At 63.5% G+C, this 22,937-nt stretch carries 12 protein-coding genes and 3 pseudogenes; 9 read left to right on the top strand and 6 right to left on the bottom strand.

Translation table 11 applies throughout. From position 1 onward, the window contains the following. The first annotated feature begins 133 nt into the window (after nt 1-133). From RYL44_RS00270 to RYL44_RS00260, 3 genes and pseudogenes are all read left to right on the top strand, one after another. A pseudogene (locus RYL44_RS00270) lies at nt 134-3,961 on the top strand (S8 family serine peptidase). A 210-nt stretch (nt 3,962-4,171) separates the two neighbouring features. Next, on the top strand, nt 4,172-4,675 hold the full coding sequence (locus RYL44_RS00265; RefSeq protein WP_314974719.1) for a hypothetical protein: 504 nt from the start codon (nt 4,172-4,174) through the stop codon (nt 4,673-4,675). A 655-nt stretch (nt 4,676-5,330) separates the two neighbouring features. After that, nucleotides 5,331-6,440 carry a hypothetical protein gene (locus tag RYL44_RS00260; RefSeq protein WP_276740717.1) on the top strand — a complete coding sequence of 370 codons (1,110 nt, stop codon included), beginning with the start codon at nt 5,331-5,333 and terminating at the stop codon, nt 6,438-6,440. A gap of 53 nt (nt 6,441-6,493) precedes the next feature. Here RYL44_RS00260 and RYL44_RS00255 read toward each other — a convergent pair whose 3' ends face one another. Continuing rightward, complete coding sequence (locus tag RYL44_RS00255) at nt 6,494-7,684, bottom strand: DNA cytosine methyltransferase (RefSeq protein ID WP_276740715.1); 1,191 nt, start codon at nt 7,682-7,684, stop codon at nt 6,494-6,496. Nucleotides 7,685-7,853: 169 nt separating this feature from the next. After that, nucleotides 7,854-11,114: a lysylphosphatidylglycerol synthase domain-containing protein gene (locus tag RYL44_RS00250; protein ID WP_314974718.1), complete on the bottom strand. Its 3,261-nt coding sequence runs from the start codon at nt 11,112-11,114 to the stop codon at nt 7,854-7,856. Nucleotides 11,115-11,227: 113 nt separating this feature from the next. Here RYL44_RS00250 and RYL44_RS00245 point away from each other — a divergent pair, with 113 nt between their 5' ends. The 3 genes from RYL44_RS00245 (at nt 11,228) to pheA (ending at nt 15,225) form a co-directional block, all read left to right on the top strand. Next, a complete protein-coding gene (locus RYL44_RS00245; RefSeq protein ID WP_314974748.1) occupies nt 11,228-11,854 on the top strand; it encodes a DedA family protein in 627 nt (208 codons plus the stop codon). A gap of 3 nt (nt 11,855-11,857) precedes the next feature. Further along, complete coding sequence (locus tag RYL44_RS00240; protein ID WP_314974717.1) at nt 11,858-14,149, top strand: DUF6541 family protein; 2,292 nt, start codon at nt 11,858-11,860, stop codon at nt 14,147-14,149. A gap of 68 nt (nt 14,150-14,217) precedes the next feature. Beyond that, entirely contained in the window at nt 14,218-15,225 is a 1,008-nt protein-coding gene (pheA, locus tag RYL44_RS00235; protein WP_314974716.1) for a prephenate dehydratase, read from the top strand. 84 nt (nt 15,226-15,309) lie between these two features. Here the strand turns inward: pheA and RYL44_RS00230 are convergent, their stop codons facing one another. Continuing rightward, entirely contained in the window at nt 15,310-16,635 is a 1,326-nt protein-coding gene (locus RYL44_RS00230) for a diacylglycerol/lipid kinase family protein (protein WP_314974715.1), read from the bottom strand. 256 nt (nt 16,636-16,891) lie between these two features. On the opposite strand from RYL44_RS00230, the gene serS reads away from it, so the two are divergent. Together serS and RYL44_RS00220 are read left to right on the top strand one after the other, a co-directional pair. Then, nucleotides 16,892-18,169: a serine--tRNA ligase gene (gene serS, locus RYL44_RS00225; RefSeq protein WP_314974714.1), complete on the top strand. Its 1,278-nt coding sequence runs from the start codon at nt 16,892-16,894 to the stop codon at nt 18,167-18,169. Further along, nucleotides 18,166-19,083, top strand: a complete 918-nt coding sequence (locus tag RYL44_RS00220) for an HAD family hydrolase (RefSeq protein ID WP_314974713.1) — start codon at nt 18,166-18,168, stop codon at nt 19,081-19,083. Before serS ends, RYL44_RS00220 begins: the two co-directional genes overlap by 4 nt. A 1-nt stretch (nt 19,084) precedes the next feature. On the opposite strand, the pseudogene RYL44_RS10170 reads toward RYL44_RS00220, so the two are convergent. Both RYL44_RS10170 and RYL44_RS00215 read right to left on the bottom strand, forming a co-directional pair. Next, nucleotides 19,085-19,366: pseudogene (locus RYL44_RS10170) on the bottom strand (RloB domain-containing protein); the annotation flags it as partial. A gap of 171 nt (nt 19,367-19,537) precedes the next feature. After that, nucleotides 19,538-20,005, bottom strand: a pseudogene (locus RYL44_RS00215) (transposase); the annotation flags it as partial. Between the two features lie 124 nt (nt 20,006-20,129). Between RYL44_RS00215 and RYL44_RS00210 the strand changes: the two are divergent. Then, a complete protein-coding gene (locus RYL44_RS00210) occupies nt 20,130-21,440 on the top strand; it encodes an ISL3 family transposase (RefSeq protein ID WP_314974712.1) in 1,311 nt (436 codons plus the stop codon). A 164-nt stretch (nt 21,441-21,604) separates the two neighbouring features. On the opposite strand, the gene RYL44_RS00205 is transcribed toward RYL44_RS00210, so the two are convergent. Further along, nucleotides 21,605-22,909 (bottom strand): AAA family ATPase, encoded by a 1,305-nt coding sequence (locus RYL44_RS00205; RefSeq protein WP_314974711.1) that lies wholly within the window; start codon nt 22,907-22,909, stop codon nt 21,605-21,607. Between the last annotated feature and the right edge of the window lie 28 nt (nt 22,910-22,937).

Genomic DNA, 22,937 nt, shown 5'->3' with positions numbered 1-22,937 from the left:
GCCAATTGTTTCCCAATGTGGGATAAAGTTTGTCACTCTTGTCACGTGCGGTATGTTGGGTGTGGCGACCGACACGACGAGGTCTCTCTCCCCTCAAGGGACGGTCGCCTGTCGACACATTGGAGCAACGCACATGACACTGAAAAAACCAACGGCGCTTCTCGCGCTCGTCGGTGCCTGCGCACTCGCAGTCACGGGCCCGGCGACCCTCGCGGCGCCACCAACTCCTGCGCAACCCGACCAGGGAACCTCGGCCTCGTCCCTGCCTGTCGGTGATCTTGACACTGCACTGACCTCAAAGAATGGCGAGACTGCTACGCCCGATGCTGACGTGACGGTGAGCGGCCAGGATCCGGCGCGCCTGGTCGGCATTATCGTCCAGCTGCAGGACGGGGCCGATCGGGCGAGCGCCCTCGCCTCGATCAACGAGGCCGTGGCCGGGACGTTGCCCGGAGCCACCGCGAGTGTGGAGCGCGAGTACAACAAGGCTCTTGACGGCTTCGCCCTGAAGGCACCCGCCGGCGCCCTGGACGCGATCCGCCGCGCAAGCGGCGTCCAATCCGCCTTCATTGAACGTGACACGCCAATCGCCGATGCCATTGGCATCGACGCTGAGGGCGCAACCCCGGCCCCGCGCGTGGCCGGTCAGAACCCTGACAACCTGAGCGCCCAGCTCATGATGCACGCCGACCAACTCACCCAGAAGGGTGAAGGTACAGTCGTCGCCGTCATCGACACGGGCGTGGAAATGACTCACCCTGCCTTCTCCGGCACCCTCACGGGAACGCCCGCGATGACCGCCGCCGATGTCGAGGCCCTGACCCCCCAGCTGGGCATGGGCAAGACCGGTATCTACTACAACGAGAAGTTCCCCTTCGCCTACGACTATGCGGACGATGACAATGACGCGATGCCGAGTCCAGGCGACTACGGCTCGCATGGCACGCACGTCGCTGGCATCGCTGCCGGTGATGCGGACCAGATCGTCGGCGTCGCACCAGAGGCGCAGATAATCGTCGCGAAGGTCTCGCGCGGCGTGGAGGGCGACATTCCCGACTCTGCGCTGCTGGCCGCGCTCGACGACATGGTCGTCCTGCAACCCGACGTCGTGAACCTGTCGCTCGGCCAGCTCGGCGGCATGGACAACGAGGCCGACTCGGTATACGCGACCGTATTCAAGAGCCTGCAGGACGCGGGAATCACCGTGAATGCTGCGGCCGGTAACCACTACTCGGCCGGATACGGGAACCTGTCTGGCAAGAACCTGCCCTACGCGTCCGACCCGGACTCCTCCACCCAGTGTGAACCCGCGACCTACTCCTCCGTGGTTTCCGTCGCCTCGATGGATAACCTGCTGTCCTACAACGCCTTTACGGCGGCCGGCAAAGACATCGCATACCAGCGTGCGCGCGGCTTCAACGGCGAAAAGGTCGCCGAACTCTCCGAGATGACTCCCGGCGACTACGAGTACGTGGACGGCGGCTTCGCCTCCGAGGAGGACGCTGCCGCCCTGAAGGCGAAGTACCCGGATGGCCTGGCCGGCAAGTTCGTCTTGGTCTCGCGCGGCCAGATGACCTTCCAGAAGAAGATCGAGAACCTGGCCCCGCTCAACCCCGCTGGCATCCTCGTCTACAACAACGTCGCCGGCGACTCGCTCATGATCATGAGCGTGACGACACTGGACGTGCCAGCCGCCTTCATCTCCAATGAGAGCGGCAAGGCCATGCTCGAGGCCGCTGACCACCACCTGACCCTCGTCGACGGCAAGACCGTGACGCCGAGCGCCACGTACTCGATGTCCGACTTCTCCTCGTGGGGCGTCACCCCCGACCTGCGCCTGAAGCCCGAGGTCACCGCTCCGGGCGGCAACATCTATTCCGCCATCCTGGACGGCAAGTACGACCACCTCTCCGGCACATCCATGGCGACCCCGCAGATGGCCGGCGTCAGCGCCGTCGTCTTGCAGCGCGTCCAGTCCGACCCGCTGTTCGCCTCGATGAGCGCGCGCCAGAAAGCCGACGTCGTCCAGAACCTCATCATGGGAACCGCGACTCCTGTCGTTGATCCTGCTCAGGACAGCGGCGCCTATTATTCCCCGCGTAAGCAGGGCGCGGGACTCGTGAACGCCCTAGCTGCTACGACCTCGTCCGTGTATCCGACCGTGGTGGGTGCGCCTGAGCCCTCCCGGCCCAAGGCCGACCTGGGGGATGGGACCAAGGGATGGCACTTCGACGTCACCCTCCACAACCTCTCCGGCGTGGAGGCGACTTACGAGCTGAGCTCTCAGGCCCTGTCCGAGATCGTGGACGGCGGCTTCTTCACCGGCAGCGCCACCGACTGGCGTGGTAAGGGGGTCACCGTCACCTATTCCGGTGCAGCCGCCGGGTCCGGCGAGGGTGCGAGTGTGACTGTTCCTGCTTCCGGCGAGGTCACCGTCGGCGTTGATATTGCGCCGGGCTCCGAGTTCGCCTCCTACGTGGCGGACAATGCGCCCAACGGCACGTTCTTGGACGGCTTTGTGCGCTTCGCCTCGAAGACCGATGGTGAGCCCGACCTGGCCGTGCCCTACCTGGGCTTCTATGGTGACTGGGGGAAGGCTCCCATCTTCGATGCGCTCGCCTCGACGGGTGGTGCGCACACTTTCGCTTCAGGCATCGTGAATGGGGTGACCGGGGATTCCCTCGGGTACAACCCCCTCATCAAGGTGGCCGACCGCACCGGAGAGCCCAAGGCGGACCGTTACGTGATCTCGCGGTCCGAGGCCTCGGGCGCCCCCACGGTCCTCGAACCCCGCACCGGCACCCTGCGCAGCGTCCACACGCTCACCAGCACCTACACGAACGAGGCCGGGGAGACGGTCTTCTCGGCGACCAACCACCGGAACTGGAAGTCCATCTACCTGACCAGCACCGAGGAGAACACGTGGGTCGAGGCCTACCACGACTCCACGGCCTTCGACGCGAACGCGTAGAAGTTCGCGCGCATGCCCGACGGCGCGTACAAGCTGACGCTCTCTGCCCACAACGATGGGCCGTCTCAGCGTGAGCAGTCTATTTCTTACGATTTCCGTCTCGACACCACGGCGCCTGTCATTTCTAACCTGGCTTACGAGGGGGAGGGGGATGACATGGTTGTTTCCTTTGATGTTGCGGATGCTTCGCCTCTGGCTGGCGTGGATTTGCATGACCCGGCTGATGGGTTGTGGTTCTACCGCCACGTCTTCACCGAGGATGAGGGCAGCGTCGGCGCCGATGGTACCTACAGCTACCACGTGGAGATTCCGATGAGCGTGATCGAGCAGGCGTGGAGTGATCAGGGTGGCACCGGTGACGTGATCGCCAACCCGTATGTGCTCGCGTGGGACTACGGCCTCAACCCCTCCGAGGTCTTCCCGATCAACCTGCCTACCGGTAATCCGGGCGTGAGCTTGCCGTGCACGGATCCTGCGGGCGGTCATTGGGCCAAGGATGCCGTGGGCTGGTGGTACGTGTGCGCGAACGGGACTGACTATCTGACGGGCGGCTGGTTTACCATCAATGGGCGCGACTACCAGTTCGGTCCGTCCGGTTACATGATGACCGGGTTCCTCAAGCGCGCCAGCGGGGAGTGGGTGTACGCCGATTCCGAGGGTGCTCTTGTGGGTGGCTGGGTGCGCGACGGTGCCTACGGTGGGCCGTACTGGTACTACATGGATCCCGCTACGAAGGTGATGGCTACGGGCTGGCTGTTTGATCGCGGCTCCTGGTATTACCTGGGTGCCTCCGGTGATATGCACACCGGGTGGGTCAAGGTTGATGGGCTGTGGTATTACCTGAACTCTTCGGGTGTGATGCGCACCGGCTGGCTCCAGCTTGGTGGTTTGTGGTACTACCTGTCTCCTTCCGGCGCGATGGTGACCGGTACGCAGGTCATTGACGGTCGGACGTATTCCTTTGACACGTCCGGAGTATTGCGGCCCTAACGCTGGCTGCTTCTGATTCACCAGGCCGGGGCCCGGGAACGCTCACCACGAGCAACCCGGCCCCGGCCTCACCCATGCGACGAGGCAGTGGTGGGCGTGATACTCCGGAGCGCACGGCGGCTGTTGTCCTGCGGTATGTTGGACGTATCTGCCGAGACAGCGGTGCTGTCGCAACTGTTTTGGTTGCCTGTGAATACGAAGGAGTGCGCTATGCCCATGAAGAAACCAGCCGCCATCCTCGCTGGCGTCGGAACGTGCGCGCTAGCGGTCGCGAGCTGCTCAGTGTCCTCCTCGCAGACACCCACCAGCGATCGGGGATCCCAGTCCGACGCGGACTCATCCCAGTCCGCATCGGTTGCCACGGCCTCGTCCTCTCCGGTGATCGACCCTGATCGTGCGCTGACCCCGAAAGGCATGCAGAGCGGCGATACCGAACCCAGCATGCCGGAAGCGTCGACCGGTGCTGATGACCCGGCGAGGCTCGTCATCATCATTGTCCACCTCGAAGAAGGGGCTGACCGTGAGGCTACCCTTGCCTCCATCAACGAGGCTGTGGCTGGTGTTTATCCGGATGCGACCGTCGAGGTTGAACGCGAGTATAAGAATGCTCTGCAGGGCTACGCGTTGCGTGCGCCCGCAGGCTCGCTGGACGCAATCCGGGTCGTGAGCGGGGTGAAGCTGGCGGCTATCGAGGGCGAGATGCGCGTGCAGTAGCGCCGCGGCGGCGTCGGGCGAGGCGGGGGTGAGCGCCGTTCTTCGAACGTGGAATCCCGCGACCTGATGCGCCTGTGTGTCTACTTGCTTCAAATTAAGATAAAATTAGAAGTAACTTGATGTTCGTGTGAACGGAGAAGCCATGAAGACTCCCGTCCCTCCGCCCTGTCGCCTGGCACAACTCTACGACAGTGTTGTCGTGAGCCTCAGAGGTATGGACGAGGAGCATCGCCGCTCCGTATTTCGTGCTCGCAGGCGGGTTAGACGACCCGGGCGATGCTGGTAGTTCCTCCAGCGAGAGGGGGAGGACAGGGTTCGTATCTTCGGGACGGAGAACGAGGATCGACTGCTCCACGTTTACCGTCCGCGTCGGAGCTGCGTGAGCGGCTGGCGCGCGTGTGCGCCTTCGCTAATGGCGAGGGGGCTATGCATCGCAATAGGTGCCGAGGTGTAGAGAACGGGCGTCAGAATGGTGTAATACGGGGCGCTGTCGTTTTTCGGGTTTCGTTGTCGTGCCCGCCGTTCTCATGCGCCTGCCTACCCGTATCTGCGGCTTGCATCATGTTTGTGCCGATGCGCGGCTGGCAACGTCGACGCATGAAATGGAATGATGAGATTGTGTGTTTTGCGAATACGATATGGATAGAATATTCAGATGAACGTTCAGGGGCGAGTTTTTGAGGCGCTCGAGGGTGCCTGGCAGCGTCATCTCGATGGTGATGACAGTTTTCCGGAGATCGATGAAGAACTTAAGAAAGCCGTGGAGATCGTCTATGCCAGTAAATCACTGCCGGCTCAGCAGATGCTTTTTGCTCTCGCTGCTGGGGTGGAGCTAGAACCTGAACGTGACCCTGCGTCGTTGCAGTCGCAGTCAGGTCCTGATGGCGTAGACCGGCGTGGACAAGGGACGGATGTTGCTCGTGCCCTCAATCGGTTTGTCAGGGATAGGGGATTGACGTGGAAAGTATCCCAAGATCCGGGGGTGTCGAATCCGTGGCGCGAGGCGCGCATCGACGAAACATGGGTGATGCGCAGGAAGGGATCGGCGAGAGAATGGGCGCGGGCTTTTCTGACGTTTGTGACAGTATTTGAGGACCATGATCGGCGTTCTGAAGCACGTAATATAGTCGACTATATTGCGATGCATGTGGTGCGCCAGGCCGTGGCGCAACGTATCGAATATCCGAAATTCGGGGTGTCGCCGGCGAATGCGATGAAGATTACGAAGGAGTTCTTGGAGGCGTGCGATAATCCGCCTGACGGGCTTGAAGCAGCTGTCACTGCAGCAGTTCGAGTAGTGTCGCGTTGTTTGGAGCATCCCATGGTTGTTAGTCGAAGGGATGTTAACTCACCGGATCGGATCGACATCGAAGTGCGATCTGACACTGACGAAACAAATCGACATGGTGTTGAGGTGACGGATGCCTATCTCACTGAAAACAAATTGCGTAATGAAGTGATCGAGGCAATGCGCCAGAGGGGCCTACGTCATGCAGTCGTTGTCTCGAGGGGCACTTTAGCCGCCGAACTGGATGGAGTTTCGAAGGTCGTCGACCATGCTCGTCAAAGTCTTGACTTCCATATTGATCTGGTCCCTGTTGAAGCTATCGAGCACTGGCTTAGTTTTCCGGGATATGGGAAGTCGCTTGGCGGGGAATATCTGAATGAGTTGGGTTCAGAACTCGATAGGCTCTCCACGCCTTCAATGCGTCGCTGTTGGCTCGAGGTACTTAATCGATACTGCCAGCGGTCTCTGGGGAGGTGAGCACCTTCGACGCTGCAACCCACGAGGGAAGTGAGAAGCCAGTGATCTGTCTGTTATCCGTTGAGTGCGGTGTCAACTGCCTTCGCTGCAGCAAGTGCAAGGCGCGGAGGCACGGCATTACCGATTTGACGGAACTGTGCACTTCTCGGTCCACACCAGGTCATTCCAAGAGGAAAAGTCTGGATGGCTGCTGCTTCTTCGACAGTTAAACGGCGCAGGAACGGAGGAATATCCGAAGTTACCGCGGTGGGACCATGCGACCATAGTTCCTCGTGATAGCTCCGAATCCAGGGCGCAATACGCGGCTCCTCGAGTGCACGTTGATCGATGATCGGTGTCTTATTCCCGCCCATCGATGCTGGAAGTGTCATTGACGGTGCTTCAAGGTTTAGTGGCCTTCCCGCACCGTTGAAGAGCATTCCCGCGAAAGGTGAGCGTCGTAGAACCGGTGATTTTGCCGTTGTGATCTGTGCAGAGCATAACGAATTGTTTCCAGGTGTTCCATACTTCGGTAGCTGACTGAGTGCATCCCTGACAGAAAAATGATGCGAGGGGGTCGTTGGAATCGGTGGTTCCGGTGTCCCACAGTCACTGCGAATCCCGAAAAGGAACATGCGCTCTCTCGCCTGAGGTACGCCGAAGTCGGCGGCATTGGCCAGCGTCAAGAGAGTTGAGTAGCCAAGATCCTGCGCGCGATCGATGAGCGACGCGCGAATAGCCGCCCATCGTGCATTTTGGTAGAGAGCTTTGACGTTCTCCATCACAAAAGCGCGCGGTTTGACCCTCTCTACAATGTCGAGGAAATGAAAGACGTGCCGGGAGCGCTCGTCGTTAGGATCCATCTTTCCGGCAACACTGAATCCTTGGCATGGCGGGCCACCGATCACAAGATCAGCCATGTGTCGCGTCGGCAGCTCTTGCGCCCCAATAGTGAGAAGGTCGCCAATATGAATGGAATGACGTTCAGTGGCCAGGTGGGGATGCGCTGCCGAGAGCTGCTTAAATGCCAGTTCATGGGTCTCCATAGCGAGCGGATCAAGCTCATTCACCCAGAGCGGAACGAAACCGGCCAGCATAAAGCCAATATCAAGACCACCGGCACCGGCATATAACGAGATGAAGGTTCCCCGCGGTTGCGTGATCGGCGTTATATCTGAGTAGTCGCCCATGACCCCCCGAAGCCGCGTGCCTATACCGTCCCGGCTGATTGCACCGCGGGTGCTGGGCGTCTGGGTATTGATCATGATGACAGTCTAGGCGAGTTCACCCCCATCTGTGTCCAGACCCTGAGTGAGCGCCGCAACGTCCATATGCGACATGTGACACCGCCCTGGAATGTCGCCTCCGCGGCGCAGGTGGGTGCAATCGAACCCAACGCGCATGACCAGGATCGCGCCCAGGAAAGCTCACACCTCAGATGAGGTCCCTCTTCTCCATGTACTTCATGGCGAGCCAACCAAACGGAATGCGCCCATAGAAGGTGACAAGACGGTAGAGCAGAGCAGTAGCGATAGCGACGGAGGAAGACACGCCCGCGACTGTTAAGCCCGAGGTGAGCGCCGTTTCGACCGTGCCGATACCACCCGGAGACGGGATGAAAGAACCCGCCGCGTTCGCCGTCAGGTACGTGATGGCAACAGTGGAAAAGTTCAAAGAACCACCCATAGCAACCATGGCGGTCCAGAATGCCCCCACGTAACCGATGTTCATCAGGAGGTTGCCGCCCACGAGAGCCGCGAGGCGGCGCGGCTTGCCGACTATCCACAGGAGGCGCGGGTAAACCTGGCGCCACGTCGGCTGGATTTTACCCCAGATCCAGCGGCGCACCCGCGGGACGGCGCCGATGACGCCGACCGCGACCATGACGACCCCGACGACAGCGAGAATTGTGCCGTAGGGCACTGATACGGACAGTGATGATCCAGCGCTGACCATCACCAGTAAGAGCAGAATGATCGTGATGAGCGCTTGCGAAATCTGCATGAGTGTCACCGTCGTCACGGCCATCGCCGTGGGCACACGCCGCTTTCGCAGATAACGCAGGTTCAGGGCAGCAGGACCCACGCCGGCGGGTGCAACAATCGTGATGATCGAGGCTGCGATCTGAGCGATCAGGGTGTCCCTGAACGGCAGCTTTTCTGGCGACAAGGCGATGAGTGGGACGGTAGAACCCACCCAAATGACGCAGGCGAGCATCGCAGACGCAGCCATCCACCACGGGTTTGCGCTGGTGACGGTGGAGAGAAGATCGCTGAAGTTGAGCGAGGAGACAACGATGAAGACCGCGATGAACGCCACTGCGATCGTGAAGATCGTGCGCGGGCGGAAACGCTGCAGGTCGGCAGTCGGGGCGGCCTCGCCTTCGGAGTCACCCACGAGGGCGGCGCGCAGCTCCCCCAGCAGGTCGCAGCGGCGCAGTAGTTGGTTGACTGATGCTGGCAGGACCGGCTTCTGGATAACGGGCGCGCACGCAATCAGGGTATCCTCCCCAACGCAACGGCGGCCCGCCTCAAGGGCGCGCTGAGGACCCACAGCCAGTGCCGTCAGGACCAGCATCTGAGCGATGTCAATCGACTGGTTGAGCTCACTGGTCGCGACCTCGCCGGAGTCCCAGTCGAGAAGCCACACGTCGGAGGAATCATCCACGACAACGGCCTCGGGCGTGAGCGCACGGTGTGAAATGCCGCGGGTGTGCGCGTAACGAAGCTGTTCCCACGCGCGGTCCAAGACCTCGTCCGAGGCATGCTCGCCCAACTCCGTCAGGGGTGTCGTCGGGGGGAGCGCGGACAGGACCATGATGATGGAGTCATTCGCCGACGCGATGGCGATGGGTTCCTGCGTGAATACGCCTGCGCGCAGCGCCTGCAGGGTCGTGAAGGAGGAGCGTTCCGCCTGCGCTTTGAGCGAAGGCGAGACCCAGCGGCTAATGCCGCGCAGCCGCAAATTGTTCCACATTTCCAGGAGCGTGCCCGTCAGCTCCTGGCCGGGATCCATGACGATGAGTTCGTAGGCTAACCCGGTGTCACCCCACACCTGATAGTGCCGGTTGTGGTCGGGGTCAGGGCGTCTGGTGACTGTGATGCCCATGTCCCCCAGGTCAGCGGGCATCTGGGTGAGGCGACCGCGCGCGTTTTCGGCAACAGCCCACGTGGACAACGGCTCGACGGAGGTGTCCAGGTCGGTGCGTACGATGCGCGAAGGGGTGATGCCGATGCCGAGGAGGGCTTCCACGAGGGCCGCGCCTTTAGCGCGCTGATCGTCGAAGCCCATGACCCAGCGCGAACCGGAGCCAAACGCGCGACCGATGAAGACGGAGATGAATGCGACGGGCAGGGTCATGGAGGAACGAAGGACGCCCAAGAACAGGGTGATCCACAGGCCCGTCCATCCCCAGCGAATCGCCTTCATAGATTGGGCTTCGCCGGCGGAGGTAAACAGGGCGCTCAGGGTGACGATGACGAGGTTGATCGCGATGGCGAAGCCGGTTTGGTGGCCTTGCGTGGCGATCGCGCGGTCCACGCTGAGGGGTGCGATCAGATATGAGGGGAGCAGGCCGGTGGCCAGGATGATGATCCACCCGCCGATCGCTGCGATGACGCTGGTGACGAGGGCTTGGATGATTGCCTGGAGGCGCCTGCGCAGCGCCAGGGAGAGGATCACGAGGATCGGCGTGGTCAGGACGATGAGGCCCTCGGTCATGCTCACTGGGAGGATCAGTATCTTGCGGACGAGCTGGAATTTCAGGACGTCCATGGTGACGCCGTGCGTCGTGGCGCTGGCGACCGTGCCGATCGTCCAAATGGCGACGATTGCGAGGAGGTCGATGATGACGTCGACGATGTCCTCACGTCGGCGTCGGAGGGTGAACATTCGGTCGGCGATGTAGGCGGGGCGGGGGAGTCGGAGCCTGCGGGCCGGAACGGGGAGGGTGACCTCGCCGTTTTTGGCTCGTGCGATGACGGCTGCGTCGGGGGAGTCTTTGCCGCCGCTGGTGGGTGTCTCGTTTTCGGCTGGCGAGTCGGTCGCTGCGGCAGTGCCGTCGGGTGCGGGCGGGGCTGAGGGTCGAGTGGGTTCAGCGTCGCGGACGGTGGGCGCCTCGGCGTCGTCGGAGGGGGTATCCGCCCGGTTCATATCGCTCACGATCGTCGGTGGGGCCAGCGTCGGGTTGCTCACGGTTGGGTTCGAATCGGGTTCGGCTGGAGGTGGCGGCAGCTCGTCGATCACGACGGGGGCCATCGGATCGGCGGCGGGAGGAAGCGGCGGTTCGTCGATCGTGGCGGGCGCGGCGTGCTTGGGCGCGGGGAACGCACATGGAGGTTGCGCGGTCACGGGCTGAATCGACGAGGCATGGGCGGGAATAGTGTGAAGCGGCGAGGAAGAGGATGGGGTCGGCGGGGTGAGGAGTGTGGGCGGGAAGCTGGGAGGCATGACGATTGGCTGCGCTGATGAGGCGGGGATGACGACTGCGTCCATGACCTCGGTGCGTGCCTCAGATAGTGGGACTTCTGGCGGTTCCGGAGGCTGGGTAGGGGAGATGGCCGCCCCGGCCTCGTCGATCATGCCCATGAGACCCTCGACCCCTAAGGCGTTCGGATCCTCAGCCGAAGAGGGGACGAACAGGATGTTCGTATCGACGACCGGAGTGCCCTCGTGTGACTCCTTGCGCTTCCTCATGTTGACCATCCTATATTCGCGGTCAACAAAGGTAGGGTTAGGGGGACATATTCCCGGCAGAAAAGGACCCTATCGTGACCTGGTCTACATTCGTGGCCGCATCGGATCCGTCGATGCTGAGCACCGTTATCGAGTGGTTTAAGAACCCTGAGTCTCTGCTTGTCGCAATGGGACCGTGGGTCCTGTCGGGAACGATGCTCATCGTCCTCATCGAATCTGGCGTGCTTTTCCCCGTGCTGCCCGGAGAATCCCTGCTGTTCACGGCCGGCCTGCTGCACGACCGCCTCGGCCTGCACCTGCCGACCCTGATCGCCATGGTCGTCGTCGCCGCCTTCCTCGGCGCACAGATCGGCTACTTCCTGGGCGCGAAGTGGGGGCGCCGCTTCTTCAAGCCGGACGCCCGCATCCTCAAGACTGAGCACCTGGACAAGGCTGAGCACTACTTCACGAACTACGGCGGCCGCTCCCTCGTCATCGGCCGTTTTATTCCCTTCGTGCGCACCTTCATTCCGCTTGCCGCCGGCATGGCCCGCTACCCCTATCCGAAGTTCCTGCTGTTCAACACGCTCGGTTCTCTCATGTGGGGCGCGGGTTTCATCCTGGTGGGTGCGCTCCTGGGCAACGTGCCCTTCGTGCATGACAACCTGACGCTCATCCTGGCTGTCATCATCCTCATTTCCGTCGTGCCCGTTATCATCGAGGTTATTGGTAAGCGTCGCGGCGGCGCTGAAAAGGAGTAACTCGTGCTGGCCTGGTGGATGCTGGTCCCGACCCTGCTGGCCATGACGGTCGCCCTGGTGCTACCGGGGTTCATGTGGCTGCGGGCCGGCGTGCGCTCCTCGCTGGTCGCCATCGGGGCAGCACCAGCCTTCACGTTCGGCCTCATCACGATGCTGTCAGTCCTCTACCCGGCACTCAACATCGAGTGGGAACCTTCCACCGTTATGCCCGTCCTGGGACTGAGCACCCTCGGCGGGGCGATCGCGTGGAGTCTCAGCTTCTTTCGTCGGACCAACGGAGGATTCGCCCTCAACGGCGTTCCACTCCGCCAGGCTATCGGCGTGCGGGTCCCCATCGGTGGTGCACAGGCCGCGGTTCGCGCCGTCACGTGGAGTGCGGTTCTCGGGGGATTCCTCTTGGCCGCGTGGCCACTCGTGACGGGCGCGGACGCCGCCAACCCAGTCCAGCAGTGGGATCCGACCTTCCACCAAAACGGAGTCCACGCGATCCTGTACGGCAAGGATGCCAGCCCCTTCGGTGGCCTTCACGAACTCTACGGCGGGCGCCGAGTCTACTATCCCACTGGCTGGCACGCCTTCGTCGCGCTCTTCGCTCGCTATGACTCGGTCATCCAGACATCCAACGTGTCGTCCCTGGCACTCATGGGCGTGTGGGTGACGGGCTTGGCCGCCCTCGTCTCCGTCCTGACCGCCTCACGTTCAGCGCTCATCGCAGCCCCGATCATCGGCGGCACGCTCTTGAACATGCCGGCCGACGCGCTCACCATGTACAACCAGTGGCCCAACTCCACGGGCACCGTGCTGGTCCCCGGCCTCGCGGCAGCTGCCATCGTCGCTGGAAGACGCTTCGCCACCGATCTGCGTGACGGGCACGGCGTTCGGGCGCTCGCTCGACGCGTTCCGCAGGGCATCTTCATGGTCGTCGGCTGCCTCGGCCTCGTCGGAGCTCACCCGAGCGCGGCCTTCTCCTTTCTTGCCTTCCTCGCCGCGCCCCTGTTGGCATCCATTGCCTCCTTCGCACGCTCGGCCCTAGGCCGCGAAGGCAGAGGCCAGCTTGTCGCTATCGCGTGGGTATTCCTCGGCGTCACGGTCATCACCGTGCCCATCCTCGCACTGGCCTCCCCCAAGATTTCGGCGATGGGCAGGTATCCGCGCAGCGGATCCGGTTGGGGGGAAGCGTTCTCCCACGCGTTCTTGCCCTACCCTCCCTTTGCGGATACGCCCAGCATCACCCAATGGTCCCTCGTGCAGCTGGTCCTCCTCATCGCAGGCGTCGCCGCAACCGCGCGCCTGACCACCCTCCTGCGTCGGCCTGACCCGCTTGCGCGCGCCGCCGCGCAGGCCGGACTCGCGCCGGACACAGACAAGGGAGAGGCCACCCCGGCCTCGGCGCAGGAGGAAGCGGCCCCCATGCCCGCGTGGCCGATCGTCTCCTACCTGATCCTCGCATTCCTCACAGGACTCGCCTACGCACCCAACTCCGCGCTGCGCACCTACCTGCTGGCACCCTGGTACAAGGACGCCCGGCGCATCATGGGCGTCGAAGACATCGCGCTGACTGTCCTCATGGCCGTCGGTTTCGCGGCGATCGTCCACGTCATCCACGCTGCGTGGACCTCCTCGCTGCAAAGAATCCTGGCCGAGCGCGGCGCCGACTCCAACATTGAGGCGCCCCGCTGGCCCGTCCAGGTCGGGGTCGGCGCCCTCGTGCTCGTCCTGTCGGGCTTCGGTGCGCTCGACGCGCGATACTCCGCCGTCGCCTACGTCTACGATCCCATGCGCCTGGGTAAACCCGGGATGGCCACGAAGGGCGAACTCGCCATGGTACGCCGCATGCGGTACACGACCGCGCCTGATGCGCTCGTCCTCGGGGACCCCATTGCGGGTGCAGCCTACTCTGAGACGATCGGCGGTCGCAAAGCGGTCTTCCCCCAGCTGAGTACCGTCAACGCGGACAGTGCATCACAGAAGGTCCTCACCCAACACTTCCGTGACATCCACACCGACCCCGACGTGTGCGAAGTCGTGCGCAACCTTGGTATCACCCACTTTTACGAGGAAGAGGACGGTACCTACTACAACTTCATGCGGTCTTCCCGCAACCCTGGCCTCTACGGAGTCGACACGACGAGCGGCTTCGAGCTGGTCGACGCCGGCGGCACCGCGAAGCTGTGGAAGATCACCGCGTGCGGCTACGTCACCCCCGGTGGAGGAAGCCAGGCATTCGCAGATGGCATCAGGTCTGTCCAGCCGGGCGCTGAATCCACCGAAAGTCCCCAGTCTGACGACGAGTAGACCACAATGCGCTCCTGAGCTGGGACTGAGCGCGCCCGTGCGCTGCGCGTATCGATACCCTTGACACCATGACGACGAACATCCCCGGCCCCGCACCCCTCGGCGACAGGCTCCGAATCGCGTTCCTCGGACCCTTCGGCACCTTTACCGAGCAGGCCGTCCACCAGGTAGCGCCCGCAGGCGCCATCCTCGTACCGATGACCAGCGCACCCCAGGCGCTCGCGGCCGTGCGCCGCGGCGAGGCCGACCGGGCTGTCGTCCCCATCGAAAACTCCATCGAGGGCGGAGTCAACGCGACGCTGGATTCCCTCTCGCACGGCGACCCCCTCGTCATCGTCGCCGAGATGCACGTGCACGTCGTCTTCCAGCTCGCCGTCCTGCCGGGCACGCGCGCCGAGGACATCCGCTGCATCGGCACGCACCCGCACGCGTGGGCGCAGTGCCGTGGCTGGGTTGAGGAGACTTTCCCGGGAGCCATCCACGTACCCTCGACCTCGACGGCTGCGGCTGCCGAACTGCTCTCCGATGGTGATGCCTCCTTCGATGCTGCCCTGTGTAACGCGGTCTCCGTCAACACCTACGGCCTCGAGGCCCTGTTCACCGACGTCGCCGACAACCCGGGCGCGGTCACGCGCTTCGTCCTGGTTGCCCGCCCCGGAGTGGTCCCCCCTCCCACCGGCGCGGATAAGACGACCATCCAGGTGGCGCTGCCCGTCAACGAGTCGGGTGCCCTGCTGACCCTCCTCGAGCAGTTTTCCACACGCGGCGTCGACCTCTCGCGCATCGAGTCGCGACCCAGCGGGGATGGCCTCGGTAACTACACGTTCAGCATCGACATCGTCGGCCACATCCGCGAGGAGCGCGTCCAGGCCGCATTCGTGGGCCTGCACCGCTATTCGCCGGAGGTGCGCTTCATGGGTTCCTACCCGCGCGTCGACGGCGTGCGCGCGCAGGTCGTCCCCGGCACTACCGATGAGGATTTCCGTACGGGTCGCGCATGGGTCGCGGACCTGCTGCGCGGGGGAGACGGCACAGGCGAGGCGGCGGGCAGTGCCCCGTCGTGGCCGCTCGTCTGACGCCTTCGCGTCCCCACTTACAACGCACTGCGTCCCCGGCTTCGTGTCAGACGAGACCGGGGCGCGCTCTATGACGGGGCCGGATCAGCTGGGCAGCAGCTCCATCCACGTGCGCTCGGCCGGGACGGCCACGTCCAGCGCGCCCGCATGCATGCGCACGTGCATCGTGCGGGCCAGGCCGATCGCGTCGCCATCCACCTGGCACACCTGCGGCTCCTCGGCCGTGACGGAGGCGCCCTTCGCCTGGCGGAACGCGACCGTGCCGGTCGAGACGGGCAGGTTGATGGGACGCAGGCCGATGAGCTGCCCCAGCATCTTCCATGTCACATCCGCCCAGCCGAGCGGGCCGGCGTGCGCGTCGACCGCGATGACGTCGATGAGGCCGTCGGAAAGCTCCGCATCGGGCGCGAGGACCAGCATCTTCATCTCGCCCGCGTTCGCGAACATGACGGAACGTGCCTCGAGGCGCGTAACCTCATCCCCGTGTGAGCGCAAGGAATCCGGACGCCTGGAGGCGGCCCGGGCCTCGTCGATGATCTCGCCGGAAATCTGGTCGCCCACTCCTAGCGGGTCGGGCACAGGTGCCGAGGGGGAACGCAGCATGAGGCGTGCCTTCATGCGCGGGGCGCCCATCGCGCCCAGGCCCGCCCACACGTAGGCGATCCACCCGATGCGCTTCTTCAGTTCGGGGTCGGTGTCTGCCATCGTCTCGCCGTCGTAGCCCATGCCCGCGACGACGAGGCACGCGTACTCGTCGGCGCGCGGCTCGATCGACGAGGCCGGGGCAGCCTCGTCCTGAAGAGTCGCCTGGGGGGGCGTGGCGGCGCGCGCGGCGAGGCGCAGGCCGCCCTCGGCTGGCTGATCCGTCTTCTGGGTGGTGCCTTCGATGCGCACCCACGCGAGGTCGACGGCGCGGTGGTTGCGGTCGAGCGCGACGGCGAGGGCCGCTTCGGGATCCTCGGGGATGGACAGGTTGCCGGCCAGGACGTTGCCGGTGCCCACGGGGATGATGCCCATGCGCACGCCGGATCCGGCCATGCCGGCGGCGACGGCGCGCACGGTTCCGTCTCCGCCCGCGGCGATGACGACGGAGGCTCCCTCCTCGACGGCACGAACGGCCTGCCCCGTGCCCGGGTCCTCGCGCGTGGTCTCGCGCCAGTGCACGTGGTCGATGCCTAGTTCCTTGGCCTTGCGGTTGATGCGATCCTTGAAGGCCTGGGGGTCCTCGTGCTTGGAGGGGTTCATGATGATCCAGGGACGCGGACGTCCGCGCGTCGGGTCGTCCACCGAGGCGGGGACCTCGAGGGCGCGGCGGCGGCGATGCCGGCGGGTGAGGGCGGTTGCCAGGCGCGCGACTCCGACCACTCCGGCTGCGGCGGAGGCTGCGAGTGCACAGTATATTGCGTCCATGCGCACAAGCCTAGCCTGCGGTCTGCTTGTGGATGAGGTGTTCAGTGGCTTTTCGTTGTACCCCGTGCCATAAGAGTTGTGCTGACGCGTGCTTGTCGTCGTGTTATCCACACGGTTATGCACCAAAGGTGGATAACTTTCAGGCTTTTGGGAACTCTCGCGGGTGTAGTTTGTGCATAACCCTGACCTGTTGTGTTGAATTCACACTCGGGGCGGTAGGGGACACGGCGCGCCCACCTGGCATAGGATGGGACGCATGATTGATGTGCGTGCCCTGCGTGACAACCCCGAACCCGCCCGCGCCTCCCAGCGTGCCCGCGGAGCCGACCCCGGCCTCGTCGACGAGATCATCGAAGCCGACGCCGCCCGCCGCGAGGCCCTCCAGACCTTCGAGACGCTGCGAGCCACCCAGAAAGAGGTCTCCAAGTCCGTGGGCCGCGCCTCCAAGGAGGAACGTCCGGCGATCCTCGCCAAGGCCAAGGAGCTCGCCGAACAGGTGAAGGCCGCCGAGGCCGCCGCGAACGCCGCCGATGCCGAGGCCGACCGCCTCGCGCGCCTCCTGCCCAACCTGGTCCTCGACGGCGTGCCCGTCGGCGGCGAGGACGACTTCGTGGTCCTGCGCCACGAGGGTCCCGCCCCCCGCGACTTCGCGGCCGAGGGCTTCGAGCCCCAGGACCACCTCGCGCTCGGCGAGGGCCTGGACGCGATCGACACCAAGCGCGGCGCGAAGGTCTCCGGCGCGCGCTTCTACTACCTCAAGGGCATCGGCGCCCGCCTCGAGCTGGCCATCATGACGATGGCCATGGACCAGGCGCTCGCCAACGGCTTCATCCCGATGATGACCCCCACCCTGGTCACCCCGCAGATCATGGGCGGCACCGGCTTCCTCAACGAGCACTCCGACGAAATCTACTACCTGCCCGCCGACGACCTGTACCTGACGGGCACGTCCGAGGTGGCCCTCGCCGGCTACCACGCCGACGAAATCCTCGACCTGAGCGCCGGTCCCAAGCGCTACATGGGCTGGTCCACCTGCTACCGCCGCGAGGCCGGCTCCGCGGGCAAGGACACGCGCGGCATCATCCGCGTCCACCAGTTCAACAAAGCCGAGATGTTCAGTTACTGCCGCCCCGAGGACGCCGCCGAGGAGCACCAGCGCTTCCTCGCGTGGGAAGAGGAGATGCTCGCCAAGGTCGAGCTGCCCTACCGCGTCATCGACACGGCCGCCGGCGACCTGGGCACCTCCGCCGCCCGCAAGTTCGACTGCGAGGCTTGGCTGCCCACCCAGCAGCGCTACATGGAGGTCACCTCGACGTCGAACTGCACGACGTTCCAGGCGCGCCGCCTCGGTATTCGCGAGCGCCGCGAGGACGGCATGGCCCCGGTCGCCACGCTCAACGGCACGCTGGCCACGACCCGCTGGATCGTCGCCTTCCTCGAGAATCACCAGCGTTCGGACGGCTCGATCTACGTGCCCGAGGCCCTGCGCCCCTACCTGGGTGGACTCGAGGTTCTGAGCCCGGTCGCTCGATGAGCCAAGAGCGCTTCCTGACGGTCCCCTCCACCGGGGAAGTCGCTCGCCCCTTCGAGGTTCTCCTCGACGAGGCCTCGGCCGCCCTACCCGCTGACTTTCCGACGTCGGCGGGCGAGGTCCTGGTCGCGCTCGACATCGACGGCACGATCCTGACCCCCGCGGGGGCGACGGCGCGCGTCCTCGAGGGGATCCACGGCCTCGCCGGAGCGGGCGCCCACGTGCTCATCGCGTCGGGCCGCGCGCTCGAGGGTGTGATCCCCGTTCTCGATGCCCTGGAGTTTACGGACGGGTGGGCGCTGTGCAACAACGGCGCGACCCTCGTGCGCGTCAGCGGCGGGCAGTGCGAGATCGTCGAGGAGCACACCTTCGTTCCGGGGGATTGCCTGGAGGAGATCGCCTCGGCAGTGCCCGGCGCTGTGTTCGCGTCGATGCCGCACCCCAACATCCTGCTCTCCGCACCCTTCCCGAACAACGAGATCGAGGGGAGCGATCACCGCATCGTGTCGATGGAGGAGCTCGCCTCCACGCCCACCCCGAAGGTCGTCGTGCGCGCCGCCGACATGGACCGCGAGGAGTTCAATCAGATCCTGTTGTCCCTGGACGTGTCGCGCACCCACGAGGTGTTCGTCGGCTGGACGTCCTGGGCGGACATTGAGCCGCTCGGCGTGACCAAGGCGACCGGGCTGGAGGCGCTGCGGGCGCGAGTGGGGGTTCCCGCGGCCGGGACCGTCGCCGTTGGGGACGGCACGAATGACATCGCGATGATCGAGTGGGCGGCCTTCGGTGTTGCCATGGGGGGCGCCTCCGAGGAAGTGCGCTCCCACGCCGATCACGTGACGGCCGCCGTCGAAAACGACGGTGCCGCCGCCGTCATGCACGCTCTTCTGCGCCGCTGCGGGGTTGGCGGCCGCTGAGCTAGTTTTTCTGGGGTGCGGGTGTCATCAGGTCGATGAGCCAGGGCATGGCCGAGGAAGGGTTCGGGCCCTTCTTGTTTGGCATGATGGTCGGCCAGGCTTGTTGTGCTCGTTTGACGGCCTCGGGGAAGCTAGCAATCGGAAACCCTGCGGTGAGGTCCTTGTCTCCGATGAGTCTGCTGCTGCGCGCGAGTCTGACGCAGTCGCGTGTTTCTGTATACGCTCGTCTGTCAGTGGTATGCCACAGCAGCCATAGTTCGAAGCATGGGTTGGTAACGACCGCATCAACGGTAGTAGAAGACTGACATTCCCGCTAAACCTCATCAAGCTTTTGATGCTGATCAACATCAATGACGAGAATCGCTTGGTCGAAATCGCCGCGTCGTTCTGCTTTGAGGTACTCGGTGAATACTCTCGAAGGATCTTTGCCGATAGGTTTGATGGCTCTTCGCATTTAAGGGTGTAGGAGGTGTTGGAATCCGCCGGAGTGGAGGAGGCAGCGTAGGCGGTAGTTTCGGTGGTTGATGAATCCTTGGGCGATGCCGCGGAGGTGTTCGAGGCGTCCGTTGATGGCTTCGGTGGGGCCGTTGCTGGTGTGGGGGTGGTCGAAGTAGGCCAGGATGTCCCCGGCTCTGCGTTTGAGGGTTCTGCCCATGCGGGCTAGTTCGATGCATGTGTGTGGCAAGCCCGGGCGGGTGATCGTCGTGATGAGCTGGCGGAGGGTGTTTTTGCCGCGCCTGGGGTCACGATCACGGTAGGCTGCTAGGAGGTCCTGGTAGATTCTCCAGGTGGTGTGCACGTCAGCGTGGTCGGGGCAGGCGAATAAAGCATCCAAGCGCGCCTGGGATGTGTCGGTGAGGATGTCAGTGCCGGTCAGGAGCGTTTTACGGGCCGCGTACAAGGGGTCGCCCTTGCGGCCGCGATGCCGGCTCTTCGCATTTGAGGGTGTAGGGGTGTTGGGTGGGGTTCGGCGTGTCGTGGCCGGGTAGGGGTCGAGGTCTTTCGATGATGGGGATTCCTACACCGTCCATCTGAAAGACCTCGACATGCCCAATACTATCTTTGATCGCCCCGACCTGAGCGCGTTCACGCGCCTGGATGACCTGGGCCTGGAAGTGACGGGCCAGCGCATGTGGCCAGACCGTGCAGTGTTGGCGTGCCGGATCGCTGGTGAGGATCGGTGGTGTCGACGCTGCGGGTGCCAGGGCGTGGCTCGTGACACGGTGGTCAGGCGCTTGGCGCACGAGCCCTACGGGTGGCGTCCCACGATTTTGCATGTGAGCGTGCGCCGCTACCGGTGCGAGACGTGTGCTCACGTGTGGCGCCAAGACATGAGCCAAGCGGCCGATCCGCGCGCGAAGCTCTCACGGGCGGCGGTGCGCTGGGCGCTCACTGGGCTGGTCGTCCACCATTTGACGGTGGCGCGCGTTGCCCAGGCCTTGGGCGTGTCCTGGAATACCGCTAACACTGCTGTCCTGGCCGAAGGAGAGCGCTCACTGATCAACGACCCGACCCGGTTCGAAGGCGTGCGCGTCATTGGCGTGGATGAACACGTGTGGCGCCACACCCCATACGGCGACAAATTCGTCACCGTCATCTTGGACTTGACGCCCATCCGAGATCGCCGTGGCCCCTCCCGGCTGTTGGATATGGTCCCGGGCCGCTCCAAGCAGGTCTTCAAAACCTGGCTGGCCTCCCAGCCCGATACGTGGCGCGAGCGTATTGAGATCGTCGCGATGGATGGATTCACCGGGTTTAAGAGCGCTGCCGCCGAAGAGCTCCCCGGCGCAAGGGCGGTCATGGACCCCTTCCACGTCGTGCACCTGGCCGGCAATGCCTTGGATGAGTGCCGAAGGCGCACCGGGCAAGAACTTCACCATCGGCGCGGGCGCTCCACGGACCCCCTCTACAAGGCCCGCAGGGTACTGCACACCAGATCCTGCCTACTCACCCTAGGCCAGCAGTACCAGATACTCGACCTGTTTTCCGGCGACGAGCACGTCGCCCTCGAGGTCACCTGGAGCGCCTACCAGAACATCATCAACGCCTACCGCGCGCCCGACACGGACGTGGGTAAGGCCCTGATGGAAGCCGAAATCAATACACTGACCTCCACGCGCGTACCGAGGGGCCTGACCGAGCTCACCACGCTGGGCAGGACACTCAAACGCCGAGCCACAGACATCCTGGCCTACTTCGACCACCCCCACACCAGCAACGGCCCCACCGAAGCCATCAACGGCCGCCTCGAACACCTACGCGGCTCCGCCCTCGGATTCCGAAACCTCACCCACTACATCACCCGAGCACTCCTCGAAACCGGAGGATTCAAACCCCAACTACACCCCGAATTATGAAGAGCCGGTTTGATCAAAAAAGTTGCATGGCGGGGACGCAGGTGTTGACGCAGTAGCTCAAGGTACTGACGTTCAGTGACTAAGCCCTCGGTGAATAGCGCATAACGTATCTTGAGTTGTTTTGCGTTGCGTAATTTACGTGTATTGCGTCGTCCCATCGACTCTCACTCCTCTTCTCCGGTACGAGGATTGAGGAGTTTGTGAATGAGCGAAGGAACGGTGTAAGGCACTCCGCCGAATCGTCCCTCAAGGTACTGTTTGACGATGTTGCTGCCCTTCTGAAGAGGGAAATCTGCGAGATTGAAGAGTTCGCTGACGCCGTCGCTATCTTTCTCCACGAACCACACCTGCTCACGCTTTTCTCTGTCGCCGCGGCCAGCGTCGAGCAGTGTCATGTCGTGGCTTGTGAAAACGAGTTGAGCTCCGGTTGTATTCACCGAAGGGTCCTCAAACCAGTCGATGATGAGGTGAGAAAGCTGAGGGTGAAGGCTTGAACCCAGTTCGTCGACGACGAGAACGCGACCGTTCCTAAGTGCGCTCACGACGGCAGTTCCGAGAGCGAGCCATGCCATGGTGCCTGTGGACTCGTCGGAGTGCCTGAGCCTTCCGCTATTCGTACCGTGTCGGAAAAAGAGATTGCGTGCGATGAAGTTGCTCAGGTCTCTTTCCTCCTCGGAGGACTGATCCGGCTGTTCGTCCTGCACATCGTCGGCTGTGGGTGTCAGCATGTGTGTGATGAGCCGGGCAAGCTGTGGCGGAATTGCATGCTCCTCCACCTCAATGTTGGTGATACCGGTGTCTGCGATTTGCGCGAGGGTGACGAGGTCATCGAGACGTAGACTCCGTTCTTGGAGCTGTCGTGCGATGCGACCAAGGCGGGCGTTGACTTCGTCATCGCCAACGTGATAGAGGTCAAATCCGCGCATGAGAGCTTCCCAGATGGGCGTCACGGTTTCGTGGTTGAATTGGGCAGCGCGGGAAAGAGCGAGTTCACGTCGGGCAACGTGGGGTATCCTTTTCAGGCCCTTGACTCGCCCGTCAGCATTGCGCACGAACACTTCTTTCCACCGAGTGCTGACGACATGCAGGGACTCTTCGGTGACGCCGTCAGCATCCGTCGCAAATCGATAGGCGTAGCGTTTGCCGGAGACAATGAACTCGAGTTCAAAGGTAGCGGGAGCTGTCATCTGTCCCGGGATCAGCGCAAAGGGGGCTCGAGGGAACTGTGGTTTTTCGAGCCATGATGTTGCCGAGGATCCGATGGCTCCGAGCATGTAATGGAGGGCATCGAGAACGTTAGTCTTGCCTGAAGCGTTCGCGCCGTAGATGCCGTCAACGTGGTGGATGTGATCAGCCCAAGTAGTGCCCTTGGAGGGGCGGAGGGTCTTGAGCGTGGGACGTGTCAGGTCGAGGGTTGCCTCATCGCGGAACGATCGGTGGTTCTCAAACGTGAATCGTAGGAGCTGCATACGGATAGTCTACATTATCGGTCTTGCA

The sequence above is a fragment of the Actinomyces bouchesdurhonensis genome (assembly GCF_963540955.1).
GTDB lineage: Bacteria > Actinomycetota > Actinomycetes > Actinomycetales > Actinomycetaceae > Pauljensenia > Pauljensenia bouchesdurhonensis.
The sequence above is the reverse complement of the archived record's forward strand: the minus strand, read 5'-3'. Positions and strand labels throughout refer to the sequence as shown.

Excerpts from the sequence above, each read along its gene's own strand:
- RYL44_RS00265 (WP_314974719.1), top strand. The coding sequence starts at position 4,172 with ATGCCCATGAAGAAACCAGCCGCCATCCTCGCTGGCGTCGGAACGTGC.
- RYL44_RS00260 (WP_276740717.1), top strand. The coding sequence starts at position 5,331 with ATGAACGTTCAGGGGCGAGTTTTTGAGGCGCTCGAGGGTGCCTGGCAG.
- RYL44_RS00255 (WP_276740715.1), bottom strand. The coding sequence starts at position 7,684 with ATGATCAATACCCAGACGCCCAGCACCCGCGGTGCAATCAGCCGGGAC.
- RYL44_RS00250 (WP_314974718.1), bottom strand. The coding sequence starts at position 11,114 with ATGAGGAAGCGCAAGGAGTCACACGAGGGCACTCCGGTCGTCGATACG.
- RYL44_RS00245 (WP_314974748.1), top strand. The coding sequence starts at position 11,228 with ATGCTGAGCACCGTTATCGAGTGGTTTAAGAACCCTGAGTCTCTGCTT.
- pheA (WP_314974716.1), top strand. The coding sequence starts at position 14,218 with ATGACGACGAACATCCCCGGCCCCGCACCCCTCGGCGACAGGCTCCGA.
- RYL44_RS00230 (WP_314974715.1), bottom strand. The coding sequence starts at position 16,635 with ATGGACGCAATATACTGTGCACTCGCAGCCTCCGCCGCAGCCGGAGTG.
- serS (WP_314974714.1), top strand. The coding sequence starts at position 16,892 with ATGATTGATGTGCGTGCCCTGCGTGACAACCCCGAACCCGCCCGCGCC.
- RYL44_RS00220 (WP_314974713.1), top strand. The coding sequence starts at position 18,166 with ATGAGCCAAGAGCGCTTCCTGACGGTCCCCTCCACCGGGGAAGTCGCT.
- RYL44_RS00210 (WP_314974712.1), top strand. The coding sequence starts at position 20,130 with ATGCCCAATACTATCTTTGATCGCCCCGACCTGAGCGCGTTCACGCGC.
- RYL44_RS00205 (WP_314974711.1), bottom strand. The coding sequence starts at position 22,909 with ATGCAGCTCCTACGATTCACGTTTGAGAACCACCGATCGTTCCGCGAT.